This window comes from Streptomyces sp. NPDC028298 (assembly GCF_055565895.1).
In genome coordinates, this window is record NZ_JBVHTL010000001.1 from 352,245 (window position 1) to 370,122 (window position 17,878).

The following is a 17,878-nucleotide window of genomic DNA, read 5'->3' on the forward strand; positions in this document are numbered from 1 at the left end:
CTCACGGCGCACGGGATCGCGGCGCCGCGACAGGCCGGACGGCTCCTGCCCGGCAGACCCAACCTGGTCTGTATACCGGCCGGTAGGCCGCCGGAACAGAGTTTGATCGCCCTCCACTTGTCCATTTCTCGTCCGCGGACCGGCCGGTTCGGTCGGTCGCGTGCCACCTACGGCGTGGCCGCCGGCCGTGCGGACGAGGTGAGCTCGGCGTCCCCGAAGCGGAGGGTGAAGTCGTCGAGGACCAGGCTGAGCAGGGGCGGGCGTCGGCCCAACTCCCCCAGCGGGCTGTCCTCTTGCGTGATCCAGCGGGCGCGGGCCGTGCGAACGGCCGAGCGTGAGCGGACGGAGCTGGTCTTCAGCGCGCCGTCGAGGGTCTGCGTGACGCGATAGGTGAGGGGCCAGCGGCCCGGCAGCCGACGGCCGGGGTCGAAGACGGCACCGGCCAGGACACCCTCGTCGGTCGCCGCCGTGGCCACGACGCCCTCGGCCGTCGCCGCACGGCCCCGGACACCCTTGTCCGCCGCCGCGCCGGTCCCGACACCGCGGGTCCCGACACCGCCGGTCCCGACCTCGGCGCTCCCGAGATCGGCCCTCCCGACATGTGCGGTCCCGTCGACGGCCGTCCGGTCGATGGCGGTCCGGTCGATGGCGGTCCGGTCGATGGCGGTCCGGTCGATGGCGAACTCCGCCAACTCCTTCGGGATTCCCCACAGTTCACGGCCGCCCGTCATCGAGGCGGGGCTGTCGACCCAGATGTCGGTGATGCAGACGCGCGGACGGCCGCCGTCCCGTACGAGCACGGCGCGGAGGAGTTCGTTGTAGTGCAGGACGCTGTCGTTCTCGTAGACGACCCAGGCGGCGCCCACCGCTCCGCGCCCGGCGACGGTGACGGGCCGGGTGCCGTCGGCCACCCGGGGCAGTTCCCGGGCCGGCACCAGCCACAGCGACAGATACATCCGCCCGGCCAGATGCCAGGGTTCCTCGGGGTAGCGCGTCACGGGGTGTCCTTTCCGGTGGGGGGTTCCGCCGGCAGCGCGGCCGGTGCGCCGGCGGGCACGGCGGGGTGCCTCGGCGGGACCGGGCGCACGCGGCGGTAGGGCAGGCCGGGTTCGGGCCGGGGGTCTTCCTCTCCCTGGTTGGGCCACAGGGCGACGGCCCGTTCGGCCAGGGCGGTGATGGTGAGGGAGGGGTTCACACCGAGGTTCGCCGAGATCGTGGAGCCGTCGATGACGTGCAGGCCCGGATGCCCGTGCAGCCGGTGGTAGGGGTCGACCACGCCGGTCTCCGGGGTCTCGCCGACCGCGCATCCGCCGATGAGGTGTCCGGTGGTGGGGATGTCGAACAGATCGGCCCAGGTGCCGCAGGCCTGGCCGCCGATGCGCTCGGCGGCCCGGCGGGCCGCCCGGTGTCCGGCGGGTATCCAGGTCGGGTTGGGGGTGCCCTCGCCGGGCCGGCTGGTCAGCCGCACGCGCCCGGTGGGTCCACGACGGAGGTACGTCGTCACGGAGTTGTCGAGGGACTGCATGACCAGCAGGACGACGGTCTGCTGGGACCAGCGGCGCGGGTTGTGCAGGCCCGGCAGGTTCCGCAGGTTGCGTGCCATCGCGACCAGACCGGTGAGGAGCCGGGACCGTCCGGGGACGGGGTCGACGAGCAGGGCGCCGAGCAGCCCGAGCAGGTTGCTTCCGCGGCCGTACCGGACGGCTTCGACGTGCGTGTTCTCGTCGAGGTGCACGGAGGAGGTGATGGCGACGCCCCGGCTGAAGTCGGTGTCCCGGTCCCTGGCCCTGACGCCGAGGATCGCCTCGGAGTTGGTGCGGGTCAGCAGCCCGAGGCGGGGTGACACCTCGGGCAGGGAGCCGCGCTCGCGCAGCCGGTGCAGCAGCCGCTGCGTCCCGAGGGCGCCCGCCGCGAAGACGACGTGCCGTGCGGTCAGGGTCCGTCGGTGTCGGAGCGGGCCTCCGCCCGTGCGTACCGACGTGACGGCCCAGCCCTCGCCGTCGCGGGTGACGTCCGTGACCGTGCGCAGGGCGAGCACCTCGGCGCCGGCGCGTTCGGCCAGGCCCAGGTAGTTCTTGGGCAGGGTGTTCTTCGCGTTGTGGCGGCAGCCCGTCATGCAGGCGCCGCAGTGCAGACAGGCGTTGCGGTCCGGCCCCGCGCCGCCGAAGTAGGGGTCCGCGACGCGGGCGCCGGGCTGTGTGCCGGGCGGCCCGAAGTGGACGCCGACCGGCACGGGCTTGAAGGTGTCGGCGCAGCCGAGATCGTCCGCGGTGTCCCTGAGGAGCCGGTCGGCTTCCGTGAGCAGGGGGTTGGGGGTGACGCCCAGCATGCGGCGGGCCCGCGCGTAGTACGGGGCGAGTTCGCCGCGCCAGTCGGTGATGCCGGCCCACGGCGAGCCCTGGAAGAAGGACGCGGGCGGCTCGTAGAGCGTGTTGGCGTACCCGAGGGAGCCGCCGCCGACACCCGCGCCGGTCAGGACGAGGACGTCGCCGAGCAGGGTCATGCGCAGGATGCCGGTGCAGCCGAGGCGGGGGGCGAAGAGGTAGTCGCGCACGTGCCAGGAGGTCCGGGGGAAGTCGGCGTCGGCGAAGCGGCGCCCCGCCTCCAGGATCCCGACCCGGTACCCCTTCTCGGTGAGGCGCAGCGCGGTGACGCTGCCGCCGAATCCGGAGCCGATGACGAGGACGTCGTAGTCGGGTGTGTCCATCAGGGAGCCCGCGGTACGAAGTCGGCGAGGACCGGGCCGACCAGGCGGGCGATGTTCGCCCGGCGGACCTCCGGGTGTTCGCCCGCGAGGCGTACCGGCCCTTCGAAGCCGGGGGTGTGGGCCGCGAGCGCGAGGTGCGGCAGCAGGACGAGCAGAAGCGAGAGAAGGGCGTCGACGTCGGCGCCCTTGCGCAGGTCGCCGGTCTCGACCGCCCGCTCGACCAGGGGGCGCAGACCGGCGAGGTAGAGGTCCTGCACCGGGGCCCGTACGGCGTTGCGGACGGCGGGGTCGAGCTCCATGTTGGTGGCCGCGGTGACCCCTCGTTCCAGCGGATGGCCGGCGAAGTAGTCGAACCACGCCTCCAGCGCGTCGGTGAGGTAGCGGGAGAACTCCGTGGAGCCGTCGTATCCGTCCAGCCAGGGCTCCATGGCGGCGTAGACGCGCAGGGAGGTCTGCTCGGCCACGTAGGCGAACAGGTCGAGCTTGCCCTCGAAGTACTGGAACAGCGAGCCCTTGGCCACGCCGGCCTCGCGGGCGATCACGTTGAGGCTCCCGGTGGAGTAGCCGTGGGTGCCGAACTCGTCCATCGCGGCGACCAGGACCCGTTCGCGCCGCACCGGTGACAGGCGGGTCCAGGTGGAAGTGGGCATGCGTACTCCTGCGTATGACCGGGCGGTCATGTGACCGTCCGGTCATGGTCGGTGCGGTGCGGACGCCCTGTCAACGAGTCCGGCGAAAATGGGGCCGCTGGTCAACGGATCGGCGATACAACGGCATTGGGCCGTTCTCGACCCGAACTCTGCTTCGTGTCAAGGTCATTGACACACGGGGCCGCCGGACAGCAGCCTGTGACCACCTGGTCATGTGACCGGGTGGTCATGGGGGCGGTCACACGAGGGGGCGGGCATGGACAGGGTGTGCGTGATCGGGGCGGGCTCGTCCGGGATCGCCGCCTGCCAGGTGCTGGCGGCGCGCGGGATCCCGTACGACTGCTACGAGACCGGGTCGGAGGTCGGCGGCAACTGGCGCTATCTGAACGACAACGGGATGTCGTCCGCGTACCGCTCGCTGCACATCAACACCTCGCGCCAGATCATGGAGTACGCGAGCTTCCCCATGCCGGAGGACTGTCCGGTCTACCCCGGCCACTTCCACATCGCCCGGTACTTCGACAGCTTCGTGGACCATTTCGGGCTGCGGCCGTCCATCGCCTTCCGCACCGAGGTGGCGCGCGTGGAACCGCTGCCCGACGGCACGTGGGGTGTCACCGCGCGCCACGTGGACACCGGCGAGACCGCCGAACGGGTCTACGGGGCCGTCCTGGTCGCCAACGGACACCACTGGAAGGCCCGTTGGCCTCGGCCGTCGCTTCCGGGAGCCGAGGAGTTCACCGGCACGCAGATCCACTCGCACGACTACAGGACCCCCGAGCCCTTCGCCGGCAAGCGTGTCCTCGTCCTCGGCATCGGCAACTCGGCCTGCGACATCGCGGTCGAGACCTCGCGGGTCTCCCGCGGCACGGTCCTCGCCATGCGCCGCGGCGCGCACATCCTGCCCAAGTACCTCTTCGGCGTGCCCACCGACCATCTCACCGGCTCCTGGCTGGCCCGGGCCCCCTTGTCCGTGCAGGCACAGGGTCTGCGGCTCATGCTGCGGCTCAGCCGGGGCCGGCTGAAGGACTACGGGCTGCCGACGCCCCGGCACGGCGTGCTGGCCGCCCATCCCACCATCTCCGACGACCTGCTCTCGCGCCTCGGTCACGGCGACCTCACCGTGAAGCCCGCTCCCGTACGGCTGGCCGGCGACCGGGTGACGTTCGAGGACGGGAGCACGGAGGTGATCGACGCGATCGTGTACTGCACCGGTTACGACATCGCGTTCCCGTTCCTCGGTGACGACGTGATCGATCCGTCCGGCAACGACATCGCGCTCTACCACCGCGTGGTCGCGCCGGACCGTCCCGGCCTCTACTTCATCGGGCTGGTCCAGCCGCTCGGCGCGATCATGCCGCTCGCGGAGGCACAGTCCCACTGGGTGGCCGACCTGCTGGAGGGCCGGTGCGCGCTGCCCGGGCCCGAGCGGATGCGCCAGGAGACCGGCGCGTACCGCGAGAGGCTGGCGCGCCGCTACGTCGCCTCGACCCGGCACACCATCCAGGTGGACGCGCAGGCCTACCTCCGCGAGGTGCGGAGAGAACGCCGCAGGGGCGCGGCCCGAGCCCGCAGGAGTGCCGCCGGCCGCTGACGGTCCCGCCCCGGACGACCCTCGATCTCTGCACGCGTGACCCAGATCACGCGCCCGAAGTGCATAGTGAGGCGCCCGCCAGCGTCTTTCCCCAGGTGTACGAGCCGGCAAGTGCGGGGACGGGTGCGGATGGGACAGGCAAGAGCCGAGGGGACAGGCGGGTTCGACGGGTTCGTCGCGGCCCGTTGGTCGGCGTTGTTCCACCTCGCCCGCCTGCTCTGCGCGGGTGACCGGCACCGCGCCGAGGATCTGCTCCAGGAGGCCTTGGTCAAACTGTGGTTCGCCTGGCCGAAGGTGGCCGACGAGGCGCCCGAGGCCTACGTACGCAAGGTCATGGCGCGCGCCGCCGCCCGCTCCGCACGGCGGCGGTGGTGGGGCGAGCGCCCCGTGGAGACGCTGCCCGATCTCGCGCACACCGGCGACGAGTCCGCGGCCGTCGTGGAACGCTCGCGCCTCGAAGCGGCGCTGGCCCAACTGCCGCCCCGGCAACGGGCGGCCGTGGTGCTGCGCTACTACCAGGATCTGCCCGAGAAACAGGTCGCGGAGGTCTTGGGCTGTCCGCTCGGCACCGCCCGTTCCCACGCGTCACGGGGTGTGGCGCGGCTGCGCCAACTCCTGGCGGATGTCATCGAGCCGGTGGGGTGAAGGAAAGAATGGACCACTTCGAGCGGGAGTTGGCGCGGATGATGCGCGACGCCCAGGAACACACCCCTTTCGAGCCCGCCCAGCAGAACAGCCTCCGCGACGGCGTCCGCGTCCGCCGCCGGATCCGCGCGGCGCAGCGGGCCGCGAGCTGCGTCCTGGCCGCCGCCGGGATCAGCGTCGGACTGTTCCTGCTGCCGCACGCCCCGGACCGCGACCGCCCCCTGGGTCCCGTGCCGCGGCCCACCGACACCCCCACCACCCCGTACGTCACCCCGACGCCGACCCCGCCGCCGAGCGGGACGACGACACCCACCGAGTCGGCCACCGGCACGGCCGAGACCACCACCGGGACCTCCGGCCCTCCGGAGACCCCCACGTCGACGGAGAGTTCGACGTCGGTGGCCTCCGACGCCGGGGGCAGGGGCACGGCCACGACCAGCGCGCCCGCCACGGAGACGGCGACCCCGAGGAACACCCCGACGTCCTCGCCTCCCGCCTCGAACCCCGAACCCTCGTCGGTCGAGGTGAGCAGCACCGGGTAGCCCGGCACGGCCTCCGCGGGCGGCGCCGCCGTCCGCACCCGGCATCTCCATCCGCCCTTTCCGCCCCATCCGCACGATCCGTACTCCGTCAGCGCGGTCCGGCCGTGAGCGTCTTCGGCCTGCCCCGCGACAGCGAACAGAACAGGACAGACCATGACGAAGGCATTGCGGTGCGCCCCTACGGCCTGCGCGGAATCCGACCGTGTGCCCTCGGACCGGCTCCCCGTCCGGCGCCCTGTCCGGCTTCCGTCTCCGGCGGACCACACGGAACCCGTTCTGGACGTGGTCGTCCCCGTGTTCAACGAGGAGACCGACCTGGAGCCGAGCGTGCGCCGGCTGCACGCCCATCTGCGCGAGACGTTCCCGTACCCCTTCCGCATCACCGTCGCCGACAACGCGAGCACCGACGCGACCCCGCGGATCGCCGCCCGGCTGGCCGCCGAGCTGCCCGAGACGACGTGGATACGACTCGACCAGAAGGGACGCGGACGGGCCCTGCGCACCGCGTGGTCCGACTCGAAGGCGCCGGTGCTCGCCTACCTGGACGTCGACCTGTCCACCGAGCTCAACGCGCTCCTGCCGCTCGTCGCGCCACTGATATCCGGGCACTCCGACATCGCCATCGGCACCCGGCTCGCCCGTGGTTCCCGGGTGACCCGCGGCCCCCGGCGCGAGATCATCTCCCGTTGCTACAACGCCTTGTTGCGGTCCACTCTCGCCGTCGGCTTCTCCGACGCGCAGTGCGGCTTCAAGGCCGTCCGCAGGGATGTCGCCGAGCGGCTGCTGCCGCTGGTGGAGGACTCGGGCTGGTTCTTCGACACCGAGCTGCTGGTGATCGCCGAACGGGCCGGGCTGCGCATCCACGAAGTGCCGGTCGACTGGGTCGACGACCCCGACAGCCGGGTCGACCTGGTCTCCACCGCCGTGGCCGACCTGCGCGGCATCGCGCGGATCGGCCGCGCGCTGGCCCGCGGCACGCTGCCCACGGCACGCCTCGGGCGGGCCTCCGAGAACACGCCACCCACCTCCCTGACGGCTCAACTGCTGCGGTTCGGTGCCGTGGGCGTGCTCAGCACGATCGGGTACGTCCTGCTGTACGCGGCGCTGCGCCCGGTGACGGGACCTCAGGCCGCCAACGCCTGGGCGCTGTTGGTGTGCGCCGTCGCCAACACGGCCGCCAACCGACGGCTCACCTTCGGGCTGCGCGGCCGGGGCGGCGTCCTGCGCCACCAGGCCAAGGGGCTGGCCGTCCTCGGCCTCGGACTCGCGCTCACCGGCGGATCGCTGGCCGCACTGCACCACTGGACGCGCGCACCGGGGCGCTCCGCCGAGATCGCGGTGCTCGTCACCGCCAACCTGGCGGCGACGCTGGTGCGTTTCCTCCTCATGCGCACCTGGGTGTTCACGACCGCCGCCCGGGGCGCCGGCGCGGGAAGCGGGCCCCGATGAACGAGCCCGGCCTCACGACCACCTGGGCCCGCCGGACCGACAAGCCCCGGACCGCCGCCCCCGGGCCGCGGACCGCGGGGCCGGACACCCCGGCCCCGGACGGCACACGCCCGGATTGCAGCCCCACTCCGCGGGAGCGGCTGGCCCGGGCCGCGCGGCGGCACGGGCCGGTCCTCGCCCTGTACGGCACGACGAAGCTCGTCGGCTTCTGCGTGCTCCTGTGCCTGCTGGACTCCTCCGGGGACTTCCGCCGGAAGAACCCCCGTTTCGGGGGCGGCGCCCATGTCTGGGACGTCCTGGCCACCTGGGACGGCTGGTGGTACCAGCAGATCGCCGCGCACGGCTACCATCCCGCGCTCGTCCCGGTGCCCGGCGCCACCGGTCTGATCACCCTGGAGGGCAACTCCGCCGCGTTCTTCCCGCTGTACCCGGCGCTGATGCGCCTGGTGTCCTCGTGCACCGGGCTGGGTCTGCTGGGCGCGGGCCTGGTGGTCTCCGTCGCCGCCTCGTTCGTGGCCGCACTGGGCATCCACGCGGTGACCGCCCGCGTCAGCGGCCGGCGCGCCGGGCTGGCGGCCGCCGGGCTGTGGGCGGTGTGGCCGGGCTCCGGCGTGGAGTGGTCGGGCTACTCGGAGTCCCTCTATGTCGCCCTCGCCGCCTGGGCCTGTTACGCCGTGATGCGCCGGTACTGGCTCACCGCGGGCCTGCTGACCTGCTTCGCGGGCCTCACCCGGCCGACGGCCACCGCGCTGATCGCGGCACTCGCCCTCGCCGCGCTCGTGGAGGTGGTCCGGCACCGACGCCGGGTACGCCGCTGGGGGGACGGCCCCGCCCCGGAAGGGGCATGGCGCCGGGACGCGGTCGTTCGCCCGGTGGCGGCCGTGCTGATCGCACCCGTCGGCCTGGTCGGCTATCTCGGCTGGGTGGGGCACCGCATGGGCGACTACGGGGGGTACTTCACGCTCCAGGACAAGGCCTGGGCCCACTCGTTCGACTACGGCCGGCACACCGTCAAGGTGCTCTCGTCCCTGATGGTCGGCCACTACGACTACCTGTTCGCCTACCCCCACGAAGACGTCATCGCCGCCGCCACCGTCCTGCTGGCGCTGCTCGCCCTGCCCCTGCTGTTCCGGCTGCGGCCGCCGCTCGTGCTGACCGTGAGCACCCTGCTGACCATGGCGCTCGTCCTGGGCAGCCAGCAGATCTTCGGCAACGTGTCCCGCTACCTGCTCCCCGCGTTCCCGCTCCTGATCCCCTGCGCCACCGCCATGCGCCGGCTCAGCACACCGGTCCTGTGCGCGGTCCTCACCGTCGCGGCGCTCGCCTCGGGCTCCTACGCCGGTTACGTGCTCTTCGAGGTCGGGATCCCGTGACGTACCGTGCCCCGCACGCGATCCGCGGTGCGGGGCACGTACCGCTCGTGGCGCGGCGTCACGCGTTCTTGGGCGCCGCCTGCTGCACGACCTCGAACGACCACACCGAGGAACCGCTGGCGGCGGGCTTGGGGCGGTCGCCGCCACCCTGGTGGGCCGACTTCATCGGGCCCTCCATCCACGCCTGGAACGACTCCTCGTCACGCCAGCGCGTGTACACCAGGTAGTCGTCGGTGCCCTCGACGGGGCGGAGAAGCTCGAACCACTCGAAGCCGTCGGAGCTCTCCACGGCGCCGGCGCGCGAGGCGAAGCGCTTCTCGAGGGTTTCCCGCTGTTCGGCGGGAACGGTCAGGACGTTGATCTTGACTACGCTCATGCCCCCATCCTGCCGCACCGCGGGCGGCGGACGGTTCAGGGGCCGCCCGATGCCCTGCCCGGACGGCCCCCGTCGCTCCCGTCCCGGCTCAGCCGGCGGTGAGGAGCTGGAGCGTGTCGATGACGCGGTTGGAGAAGCCCCACTCGTTGTCGTACCAGGCGACGACCTTGATGTGGCGGCCGTCGACGCGGGTGAGGGCCGAGTCGAAGATCGACGAGGCCGGGTTGCCCGTGATGTCGGACGAGACGAGCGCGTCCTCCGAGTATTCGAGGACGCCGGCGAGCGGGCCCTCGGCCGCGGCGCGGTAGGCCGCGAGGACCTCGTCGCGGGTCACGTCACGGGCCACGGTGGTGTTGAGCTCGACGATCGAGCCCACCGGCACCGGCACGCGGATCGAGTCGCCCGACAGCTTGCCGTCGAGGTTCGGCAGCACCAGACCGATCGCCTTGGCGGCACCGGTCGTGGTCGGCACGATGTTGACGGCGGCCGCACGGGCCCGCCGGGCGTCACGGTGCGGTCCGTCCTGCAGGTTCTGTTCCTGGGTGTACGCGTGCACGGTCGTCATGAAGCCGTGCTCGATGCCGGCGAGGTCGTCGAGCACCGCGGCCAGCGGGGCGAGCGCGTTGGTCGTGCACGACGCGTTCGAGACGATCGTGTGCAGGGCCGGATCGTAGGCGTCGTTGTTGACTCCGAACGCCAGCGTCACGTCGGCACCGTCCGCCGGAGCGCTGACGAGCACCTTGCGCGCACCGGCGTCCAGGTGCGCTCCGGCCGCCTTCGCCGAGGTGAAACGGCCGGTGGCCTCCAGTACGACGTCCACGGAGAGCTCGGCCCAGGGCAGTTGCCCCGGCTCACGCTCGGCCAGGACCTTGATGCGCCTGCCGTCCACGACGAGGGTGTCCCCGTCGACGGTCACCGGGCGGCCGAGCCGGCCGGAGGTCGAGTCGTAGGCGAGCAGCCGCGCGAGGGCGGCGGGCTCGGTCAGATCGTTGACCGCGACGACTTCCAGGTCCGTGTCGCGTTCGAGCAGGGCGCGCAGCACGTTGCGTCCGATGCGGCCAAATCCATTGATGGCGATACGAGTCATGATTGTTGTCCCTTCGGCTCCCTCCAAGACTCGCGCGCGCCGACGGGCGATGACAGCGGCGAGATCGCCATGGTCCGCAAGGATCGCGCCAGCCCGGCCGGGGACGGTCCGTGGCGGACTATTCGCCCTTGGTGAAGGTGCGCCGGTACTCGCTCGGGGAGGTCCCGAGGATCCGGTGGAAGTGCAACCGCAGGTTGGCCCCGGTGCCGAGGCCCACGCCCGCGGCGATCTGCTCGACGCTCCACTGCGAACGCTCCAGGAGTTCGCGGGCCATGTCGATGCGGGCGCGCATGACCCACTGCATCGGCGTGTATCCCGTGTCCTCCGCGAAGCGCCGGGAGAAGGTGCGCGGCGAGACGGCCGCGTGCTCGGCGAGCGCCTCCAGCGAGAGCGGCTCGTCGAGCCGGTGCAGGGCCCATTCGCGGGTGGCCGCGAACCGTTCGCCCAGCGGTTCGGGGACGCTGCGCGGGACGTACTGCGCCTGGCCGCCGCTGCGGTAGGGGGCCGCGACGAGGCGGCGGGCGGCGTGGTTGGAGGCCGCCACCCCGAGGTCGCCGCGCAGGATGTGGAGGCACAGGTCGATCCCGGAGGCGGCGCCCGCCGACGTGAGGACGCTCCCCTCGTCGACGAACAGGACGTTCTCGTCGACGTTGACGAGCGGGTGTTTCGCCGCGAGCGCCCGTGTGTAGTGCCAGTGCGTCGTGGCCCGCCTGCCGTCGAGCAGCCCCGTGGCGGCGAGCGCGAACGCCCCCGTCGAGATGGCCGCGAGGCGGGCGCCCCGCTCGTGGGCCCCGATCAGCGCGTCGACGACGGCGGGCGGCGGGTCCTCGCGGTCCGGTGACCGGTAGCCGGGGACGAAGACGAGTTCGGCCCAGGCGAGTTGCTCCAGGCCGTGGGCCACGTGGTACGAGAGGCCGTCACCGCCGGTGACGAGTCCGGGCTCCGCGCCGCACACCCGGACCTCGTACGGCATGCTCGCCCGGGTCGTGAACACCTGTGCGGCGATGCCGACATCGAGGGGTTTGGCCCCCTCGAGCACGAGAACGGCGACGCGGTGCAAGGGAGATGCCGACACGGTGAAGAGCGTAACCCCCTTCACAGGAGACACACACGCCGTGCGAGGATGCGGCTCCGGTATCGAATACCGGTGTAGAGGGGATCCCCATTGAAATCAAGGAAACTGAGCCGTAAGCGGCAACGCGCAACCATAGTCACCGCGGCGGCCGCCTCGGTCGTCGCCGGCGCAGCCCTGCTGCCCAACTGGTCCGCGGGCGCGGCGAGTGTCAACGCCGATCCCAAGGTGGACGCGGCCACGAAGGCGACCTTCCAGCGCCTCGCGGACGCGGTCTTCACCGACCGTACCGACGCCCTGGTGGGCGACGACGGAACGCAGCGGAAGACGTCGCGGTTCTCCGGCGACGTACGCCTGTCCTCGGCCCAGTCGCGTGCCGAGAAGTCCGCGCTGACGAAGCTGGAGAGCCGCAAGGCCCGTCTGGCGGAGCTCGGCGAGAAGTACCGTTCGGCCAACACCACGGTGTCGCTGGACCGTACGCGCGTGAAGGGCCGTGACGCCACGGTCGACGTCACCGAGACGACGACCCTGGCCTACGACAAGGCGACGGGCACCGAGCCGAAGACCACCGGCTTCGAGGCGCACCACACGCTGACCTTCAAGGCCGACCGCAAGGGCGACTGGCAGCTCACGGGCGTCCAGGACACGGACGACGGGGTCGCGGTCAACCAGGTCGAGGCCACGACGTTCGTCGCCACGCCGATGACCGGTGACACCACGCCGCCCTCGGCGACCCGTGCCGCCATCACGAGGCCGGCGCCGGCCAAGCCGAAGAACTTCACGGCTTCCGGCTACGACTACAAGGCGATGGCCGCGTACGCCGCGAAGTACTGGAAGAACTACAACCCCGCCTACCCCAACTTCAACGGGGAGGGCGCGGGCGGAGACTGCACGAACTTCGTCAGCCAGTCCCTGAAGGCGGGCGGCTGGAAGCACGTTCCCGGTTACGTGAACGACTTCCACAAGTGGTTCGGCAACGCCGACATCCAGTCGGACTCGTTCGTCGGCGTCAACGAGTTCTCGTGGTTCGCCCTGTCCTCGAAGCGGACCACGAACCTCGCGAACGTCTATCAGGCGGACGTCGGCGACGTCATCCAGATGGACTTCAACAAGGACGGGTCCAAGGACCACACGATGATCGTCACGTACCGCAGCCCGCAGGGTGTGCCGTACGTGTCGTACCACTCGACCAACACCTACAACCGGTCGTTGGCGAGCATCATCGCGTCGTACCCGAACGCCGCGTACTACGCCTACCGCACCTGAGCGGTCGCGTCCTCAGGGGGGGCGGGAGCCGGGCACCACGTGCCGGGCTCCCGCCCTTCGCGTTCCGCGGGCGTCGCACTCATCGCGGTCGGCTCCGGCCCGCCGTTCACCGCGGCCCTCAGAGCCAGGTGGTCCCGAGCCAGACGGCCGCCGCGGCGGCGGCCAGCAGAGCGAAGTTGAGTCCGGTCATCCGTGCCTCGCCGCGCGAGACGTGGACGGTGATGCCGCCGACCTGGATCAGGACGAGCCCCGTCGCGGCGGCGACGGCGAGCCAGGGCGCGATCCCGGTGAGCGGCGGCAGGATCAGGCCCGCCGCGCCGAGGACCTCCAGCGTCCCGATGAGCCTGACCACCGGCATCGGTATGGTGTCGACCCAGCCCATCATGGGCCGCAACCGCTCCTGGCTCCGCAGGATCTTGATGCCTCCGGCGTAGACGTAGAAGGCCGCCAGCAGCGCGGCGACGATCCAGTAGGCGATGTTCATGGCGGCCCCTCGCACAATGGTTACCAGGCGTAAGTTGCCCCATGATGAGTCACGGTCGGGGGGCCTGCAAAAGGCACATGGATGTGCGCTACCCACAGGGAGTTGTCGTGTCGCAGTACGAGCACACCTGCATGATCCGCGGCGACGGCGGCCGGACGATCCGCGCCGTCCTCGACCGGATCTGCGACAAGTGGACCCTGCTGATCGTGACGACCCTCGACCAGGGACGGCTGCGCTTCACGGACCTGCAGCGGCAGATCCCCGGCATCTCGCAGCGGATGCTGACGCTGACCCTGCGGAACCTGGAGCGCGACGGCCTGGTGTCGAGGACGGCGTACGCGGAGGTCCCGCCCCGCGTCGAGTACGCGCTGACCCCCACCGGGGAGAGCCTCATTCCGCCGGCCCTCGCGCTGGCCGGCTGGGCGATGGAGCACATCGCGGACATCGAGGCCAGCAGGGCCGCTTACGAGGACCGGGCGGGGTGACGCCGGTGGGGGTCAGGGGGTGTCGCCGCCGGGTTCAGCGCTGGAAGGCGGCGCCCAGGTGCGCGCCGGGCTCGGGCGCGGCGAGGGTGTGCGGTCCGTAACTCACCGATCCGGTCGCCGTGATGCCCGCGGCGGTGCCCGGGAAGACCCAGACGCTCCCGGAACCGCCGTTCTCCTTCGGCGCGGACACGACGACGTACCCGCCGACGACGGCGGTGCCGCCGCCGAACGCGTCGCCGTTCTCGGCCGTGCCGGGCACCCCGGCCGTGTTCTGGCTGAAGACCTGGACCGCGGCGCCGGACAGCCCTGTGCGGCTGCCGCGCAGGACGGCGAAGGTGCCGGCGTCGGTCCGTCCGGCGTGGTCCTCGCCCGGCACCCCGGCGACGACGTCGGCGTATCCGTCACCGGTGACGTCGCCGACGGAGACGTCGGTGCCGAAACGGTCGCCGCTCTCCCCCGTGCCGGGCACGCCCGGCGTGTTCTGGCCGATCAGGGTGGCCCGGGCCGCGAATCCGCCCTCCGTGCCCCGTACGACGCCCACGAGTCCGCCGCCCGGGGCGGTGCTGCGGCCGAAGACGACGTCCAGGCGGCCGTCGTTGTCGACGTCGCCGAGGGCGACGCTGTCCGCGGACACGGTGTCGGCGGCCGCGATGAGCGGGCCCGCCACGAGACCGTCCTTCGTGCCCCGCAGCAGTCGCAGGTGGAGCGGCGGGACCGTCCCGCCGTCCGAGTCCCACGAACCGCCGCTGACGACGAGGTCGGTCCGGCCGTCGCCGTCCACGTCGCCCGCAGCCATCACGCCGATCCGCAGGTCCGTGTCGACCAGCGGGCCGGTGCGGGCCGGGACGCCGGCACGGCTGATGGGCCCGTACCGCGTCTCGTACGCCGTCGCGAGGTCCAGGTGGCCGTCCCCGTCGAAGTCACCGGCCCTGGTCGCCGCCCTGCCCTCGCCGGCGACAGCCGCGGTGATGAGCCCGCCCACGCTCCCCCAGAGCACGGTCTGCCGTCCGACGTCCCGGGCACTGCCGACGTCCTCGCCCGGGGATCCGACGACCAGGTCGGTGTAGCCGTCGCCGTCGAGGTCCGCGGCGGTCAGGTCGCTGCCGAAGCGGTCGCCCGCCTCCGCCGTGCCGGGGATTCCGTAGCGGTTCTGGCTGATCACCTGGCGCTTGACGCCGTCGGGGCCCTGGCCCATGCCGTAGACGACCGTGAAGTATCCCGCCCCGGCGCGGCCGTCGACGGTGCCGCCGGGGGCGCCGATCGCCACGTCGAGGTATCCGTCGCCGTCGAAGTCGGCCCGTACCGACCCCGGAACGGCGGCGGTGCCTGCGCTCGCCGAGGCGTTGTCGGGGGAGGCCACGACGGGGGCGGCGCCCGTGGCGGACAGGGCGACGGCCGCCGCGGCGGCCACGGACAGGCGGAGCTTTCGCGAGGACAAGGCATACCCCTTAGGAGGACGGTGATCACGCGCCGGGCGTCCCGACGTCCGGTGCCCGACAAGACCCGCACCCGGCACCGAAGGTTGTACGCCGTGCCTTCACTCCCGATTCACCGCGATGCGACCGTCCGGTGGGGCGCGCGGCCGCGGCGTCCGCGTAGCGCCGGGCGTGCTCCCTAGGATGCGGTCCATGCCCGATCTCCCGCCTCGCCCCGAGCCGTTCACCACGCGGACCGGTCCGGCCGCGCTCGACGACCTCCGGCGGCGGCTGCGCGCGACACGCTGGCCGGACGCCCCCGAGGACGCCGGGTGGTCGCTGGGGACGGACCTCGGATACCTGCGCGAGCTCGTCGCGTACTGGGCCGACGGGTTCGACTGGCCGGCGCGGGAGGCGGAGCTGGCCCGGCTCCCCCGCTTCCGTGTCCGGCTCGGCGGGCTCGGGATCCACTTCGTGCACGCCCGGGCCGTCGCACCGGCCGGGCCGGTGCTGCCGCTGGTGCTCAGCCACGGCTGGCCGGACTCGTTCTGGCGGTACACGAAGGTGATCCCGCTGCTCACCGATCCCGGCGCGTACGGCGGCGATCCGGCGGACGCCTTCGACGTGATCGTGCCCGACATGCCCGGCTACGGACACTCCGACCGGCCGACCGGTCCGCCCCTGGACTCGATCGCCGTCGCCGGTCTGTGGGCCGAGCTCATGGACGTCCTCGGGTACGGGCGTTTCGGCGCGGCCGGCGGCGACATCGGCAGCCATGTGAGCCGTTACCTGGCGCTCGATCATCCCGACCGCGTCGTGGCGGTCCACCGCATGGACGGTGGTCTGCCCGTGTTCGCCGGAGACCCGGCGCTGCTCACGCCCGAGGAGCGCGCCTGGATGAAGGAGGCGGCGGCCTGGGGCGCCGGGGAGGGCGCGTACGCCGCGATGCACCGCACGAAGCCCCAGACGGCCGCCGTGGGGCTCAGCGACTCACCAGCCGCGCTCGCCGCCTGGATCGTCGAGAAGCTGCGGGCCTGGAGCGACTGCGACGGTGACGTCGAGCGCTCCTTCACCAAGGACGAGATCCTCACGAACGTGACCCTGTACTGGCTGACGGAGACGATCGGCTCCTCGATGCGCATGTACCGGGCCAACGCGGCGATCCCGCCCGCCCAACTGGCCCGCCGGGTCGAGGTGCCCTCCGGCTTCTCGCTGTTCCCCGGCGACCTGGTGCGTCCGCCGAAGGCGTGGCTGGAGCGCACGACGCGACTCGCACGCCTCACCGAGCCGGACCGCGGCGGGCATTTCGCCCCGTTCGAGGAACCCGAGCTCTACGCGGAGGAACTGCGCGCGTTCTTCCGCCCTTACCGGGCCGCGGCCGAGGGCCGATCGCGCTCCACCTGACGAACCGGCCTCACCCCGCCCGGCGAGGCGGCCCGCTCGCACGGACCGCCTCGCCCGCGGGATTACTCACCTATTCAACGACTTGGCATTGTTCACCATTCTGTCGGCGCTCGCCCACGCCGGGACGGACCTCGCGGCTCCGGGAGGAAGAACCCTGCGGATTCAATACGCGCGGGAACCCGCCGACCCTCACAATCGGAGGACGCGGGGTGCCATAACTCGCCAAGTTCCCCTACTCCGTTGACGTGCCAAACAGTGGCTAAATATCATCGTTCTGAAGTTCGGTTTGAGGTCGGTTGATCTGCACGTCTCGCAATCCGGGTCGATCCGGCCCCTTGCCGTGGCAATCGAACGTCACTGCTCAAACGGGGGATTCGTGGTAACAGTGATCGAGGCTGCCGGACCTTTTCCGGCCCGTTCCATTTCGGGAGAATTCCCGGACGCCCGACACAGGTATGTCCGTCCTTTGATCTGCGGGCAGGTCGCAGACAACGGTTTTTTCGTGGCGAGGGGCATTCCGTGTTGTTTTTCTCCGTGCTAGGCCATGTCGAAGTACGGGCCCGTGACCGGGTGTTCCAGCTCGCCGGCGCCATGCAGCAACTCCTGCTCGCGGCGCTTCTCGTCTCCAGGGGAGAACTCGTCACCGTCGACTCGCTCATTCTCGAACTGTGGGGCGGCGAACCGCCGTCCAAGGTGCAGAACGCGCTCCAGGCACAAGTGAGCCGGATCCGCAGGAGCCTGGCGCTCCTCGAACCCGAACGGCCAGGATCACGGGTGATCACGACGCCCTCGGGCTATCTGTTCTCGGTCGGCAGGCACGAACTCGACGCCCATGTGTTCATGGACACCGTCGACCGTGTCCGGCGCGGCGTCGCGGACGGGACGTCGGCAGACCCGGCCCAGGACATCCGTGAACTGCGCCGGGCGCTCTCCTTCTGGAGCGGCCCGGTGTTCGGGGGCCTTCGCGTCGGACCGCTGTGCCAGGCCGTCGCGGCCCGGTACGTGGAGGCCAGGAACGCGGCGCTCACCCTGCTCTTCGAGCTGGAGCTGAGGACCGGCCCGCCCGACCGGATCCTTCCGGAACTCGCCGAGGCGTACGAGCAGAACCTCACCAACGAGAAGCTCTGCATGCTCCTCATGGGCGCGCTCTACCGCTGCGGGCGCCAGCGCGACGCGCTCGACGTCTACCGCAAGTGCCGGCGCACCCTGGTCGACGACCTGGGCGTCGAGCCCACGCCGGCGCTGCGCCGGTACGAGAAGGCCATCCTCACCCACGACCCCGAGCTGCTGCGCGAGCCCGTGGGACAGGGCGGCCGGATGGGGATGTGA

General features: G+C 72.0%; 17 protein-coding genes. 9 read left to right on the forward strand and 8 right to left on the reverse strand.

Features of this window, described 5'->3' with window-relative positions:
• Positions 1 to 167: 167 nt before the first annotated feature.
• The 3 genes from ACZ4TO_RS01700 to ACZ4TO_RS01710 are packed head-to-tail and all read right to left on the reverse strand — an operon-like array spanning position 168 to position 3,357.
• A complete protein-coding gene (locus tag ACZ4TO_RS01700; RefSeq protein WP_468023113.1) occupies positions 168 to 998 on the reverse strand; it encodes an acetoacetate decarboxylase family protein in 831 nt (276 codons plus the stop codon).
• A complete protein-coding gene (locus ACZ4TO_RS01705; protein ID WP_468023114.1) occupies positions 995 to 2,707 on the reverse strand; it encodes a GMC oxidoreductase in 1,713 nt (570 codons plus the stop codon). The genes ACZ4TO_RS01700 and ACZ4TO_RS01705 overlap by 4 nt, the downstream gene beginning before the upstream one ends.
• Positions 2,707 to 3,357 carry a TetR/AcrR family transcriptional regulator gene (locus tag ACZ4TO_RS01710; RefSeq protein ID WP_382780453.1) on the reverse strand — a complete coding sequence of 217 codons (651 nt, stop codon included), beginning with the start codon at positions 3,355 to 3,357 and terminating at the stop codon, positions 2,707 to 2,709. The genes ACZ4TO_RS01705 and ACZ4TO_RS01710 overlap by 1 nt, the downstream gene beginning before the upstream one ends.
• A gap of 256 nt (positions 3,358 to 3,613) precedes the next feature.
• Between ACZ4TO_RS01710 and ACZ4TO_RS01715 the strand changes: the two genes are divergently transcribed.
• The 5 genes from ACZ4TO_RS01715 (at position 3,614) to ACZ4TO_RS01735 (ending at position 8,960) form a co-directional block, all read left to right on the forward strand.
• Entirely contained in the window at positions 3,614 to 4,951 is a 1,338-nt protein-coding gene (locus ACZ4TO_RS01715; RefSeq protein ID WP_468023115.1) for an NAD(P)-binding domain-containing protein, read from the forward strand.
• Between the two features lie 129 nt (positions 4,952 to 5,080).
• Positions 5,081 to 5,596 carry a SigE family RNA polymerase sigma factor gene (locus ACZ4TO_RS01720; RefSeq protein ID WP_382780448.1) on the forward strand — a complete coding sequence of 172 codons (516 nt, stop codon included), beginning with the start codon at positions 5,081 to 5,083 and terminating at the stop codon, positions 5,594 to 5,596.
• Positions 5,597 to 5,604: 8 nt separating this feature from the next.
• On the forward strand, positions 5,605 to 6,138 hold the full coding sequence (locus ACZ4TO_RS01725; RefSeq protein ID WP_382780446.1) for a hypothetical protein: 534 nt from the start codon (positions 5,605 to 5,607) through the stop codon (positions 6,136 to 6,138).
• 153 nt (positions 6,139 to 6,291) lie between these two features.
• A complete protein-coding gene (locus tag ACZ4TO_RS01730) occupies positions 6,292 to 7,587 on the forward strand; it encodes a bifunctional glycosyltransferase family 2/GtrA family protein (protein ID WP_468023116.1) in 1,296 nt (431 codons plus the stop codon).
• Positions 7,584 to 8,960, forward strand: a complete 1,377-nt coding sequence (locus tag ACZ4TO_RS01735) for a hypothetical protein (RefSeq protein WP_468023117.1) — start codon at positions 7,584 to 7,586, stop codon at positions 8,958 to 8,960. The genes ACZ4TO_RS01730 and ACZ4TO_RS01735 overlap by 4 nt, the downstream gene beginning before the upstream one ends.
• A gap of 58 nt (positions 8,961 to 9,018) precedes the next feature.
• On the opposite strand, the gene ACZ4TO_RS01740 is transcribed toward ACZ4TO_RS01735, so the two are convergent.
• The 3 genes from ACZ4TO_RS01740 to ACZ4TO_RS01750 form a co-directional block, all read right to left on the reverse strand.
• Entirely contained in the window at positions 9,019 to 9,336 is a 318-nt protein-coding gene (locus tag ACZ4TO_RS01740) for an antibiotic biosynthesis monooxygenase family protein (protein ID WP_151467267.1), read from the reverse strand.
• A gap of 88 nt (positions 9,337 to 9,424) precedes the next feature.
• Positions 9,425 to 10,423 (reverse strand): type I glyceraldehyde-3-phosphate dehydrogenase, encoded by a 999-nt coding sequence (gap, locus tag ACZ4TO_RS01745; protein WP_382780437.1) that lies wholly within the window; start codon positions 10,421 to 10,423, stop codon positions 9,425 to 9,427.
• Positions 10,424 to 10,541: 118 nt separating this feature from the next.
• Complete coding sequence (locus tag ACZ4TO_RS01750) at positions 10,542 to 11,498, reverse strand: GlxA family transcriptional regulator (RefSeq protein ID WP_385046451.1); 957 nt, start codon at positions 11,496 to 11,498, stop codon at positions 10,542 to 10,544.
• Between the two features lie 90 nt (positions 11,499 to 11,588).
• Between ACZ4TO_RS01750 and ACZ4TO_RS01755 the strand changes: the two genes are divergently transcribed.
• The gene (locus ACZ4TO_RS01755; protein WP_382780430.1) at positions 11,589 to 12,761 is read left to right on the forward strand and encodes an amidase domain-containing protein; all 1,173 of its coding nucleotides are present in this window, start codon (positions 11,589 to 11,591) and stop codon (positions 12,759 to 12,761) included.
• Between the two features lie 118 nt (positions 12,762 to 12,879).
• Here the strand turns inward: ACZ4TO_RS01755 and ACZ4TO_RS01760 are convergent, their stop codons facing one another.
• Entirely contained in the window at positions 12,880 to 13,245 is a 366-nt protein-coding gene (locus tag ACZ4TO_RS01760; RefSeq protein ID WP_382780428.1) for a DoxX family protein, read from the reverse strand.
• A 107-nt stretch (positions 13,246 to 13,352) separates the two neighbouring features.
• On the opposite strand from ACZ4TO_RS01760, the gene ACZ4TO_RS01765 reads away from it, so the two are divergent.
• Positions 13,353 to 13,730, forward strand: a complete 378-nt coding sequence (locus ACZ4TO_RS01765; protein ID WP_382780425.1) for a winged helix-turn-helix transcriptional regulator — start codon at positions 13,353 to 13,355, stop codon at positions 13,728 to 13,730.
• 34 nt (positions 13,731 to 13,764) lie between these two features.
• Here the strand turns inward: ACZ4TO_RS01765 and ACZ4TO_RS01770 are convergent, their stop codons facing one another.
• Positions 13,765 to 15,168, reverse strand: coding sequence for an FG-GAP-like repeat-containing protein (locus ACZ4TO_RS01770; RefSeq protein WP_468023118.1), 1,404 nt, complete (start codon positions 15,166 to 15,168; stop codon positions 13,765 to 13,767).
• 190 nt (positions 15,169 to 15,358) lie between these two features.
• On the opposite strand from ACZ4TO_RS01770, the gene ACZ4TO_RS01775 reads away from it, so the two are divergent.
• Together ACZ4TO_RS01775 and ACZ4TO_RS01780 are read left to right on the forward strand one after the other, a co-directional pair.
• Positions 15,359 to 16,549: an epoxide hydrolase family protein gene (locus ACZ4TO_RS01775; protein WP_468023119.1), complete on the forward strand. Its 1,191-nt coding sequence runs from the start codon at positions 15,359 to 15,361 to the stop codon at positions 16,547 to 16,549.
• Positions 16,550 to 17,083: 534 nt separating this feature from the next.
• Entirely contained in the window at positions 17,084 to 17,878 is a 795-nt protein-coding gene (locus ACZ4TO_RS01780) for an AfsR/SARP family transcriptional regulator (protein ID WP_382780418.1), read from the forward strand.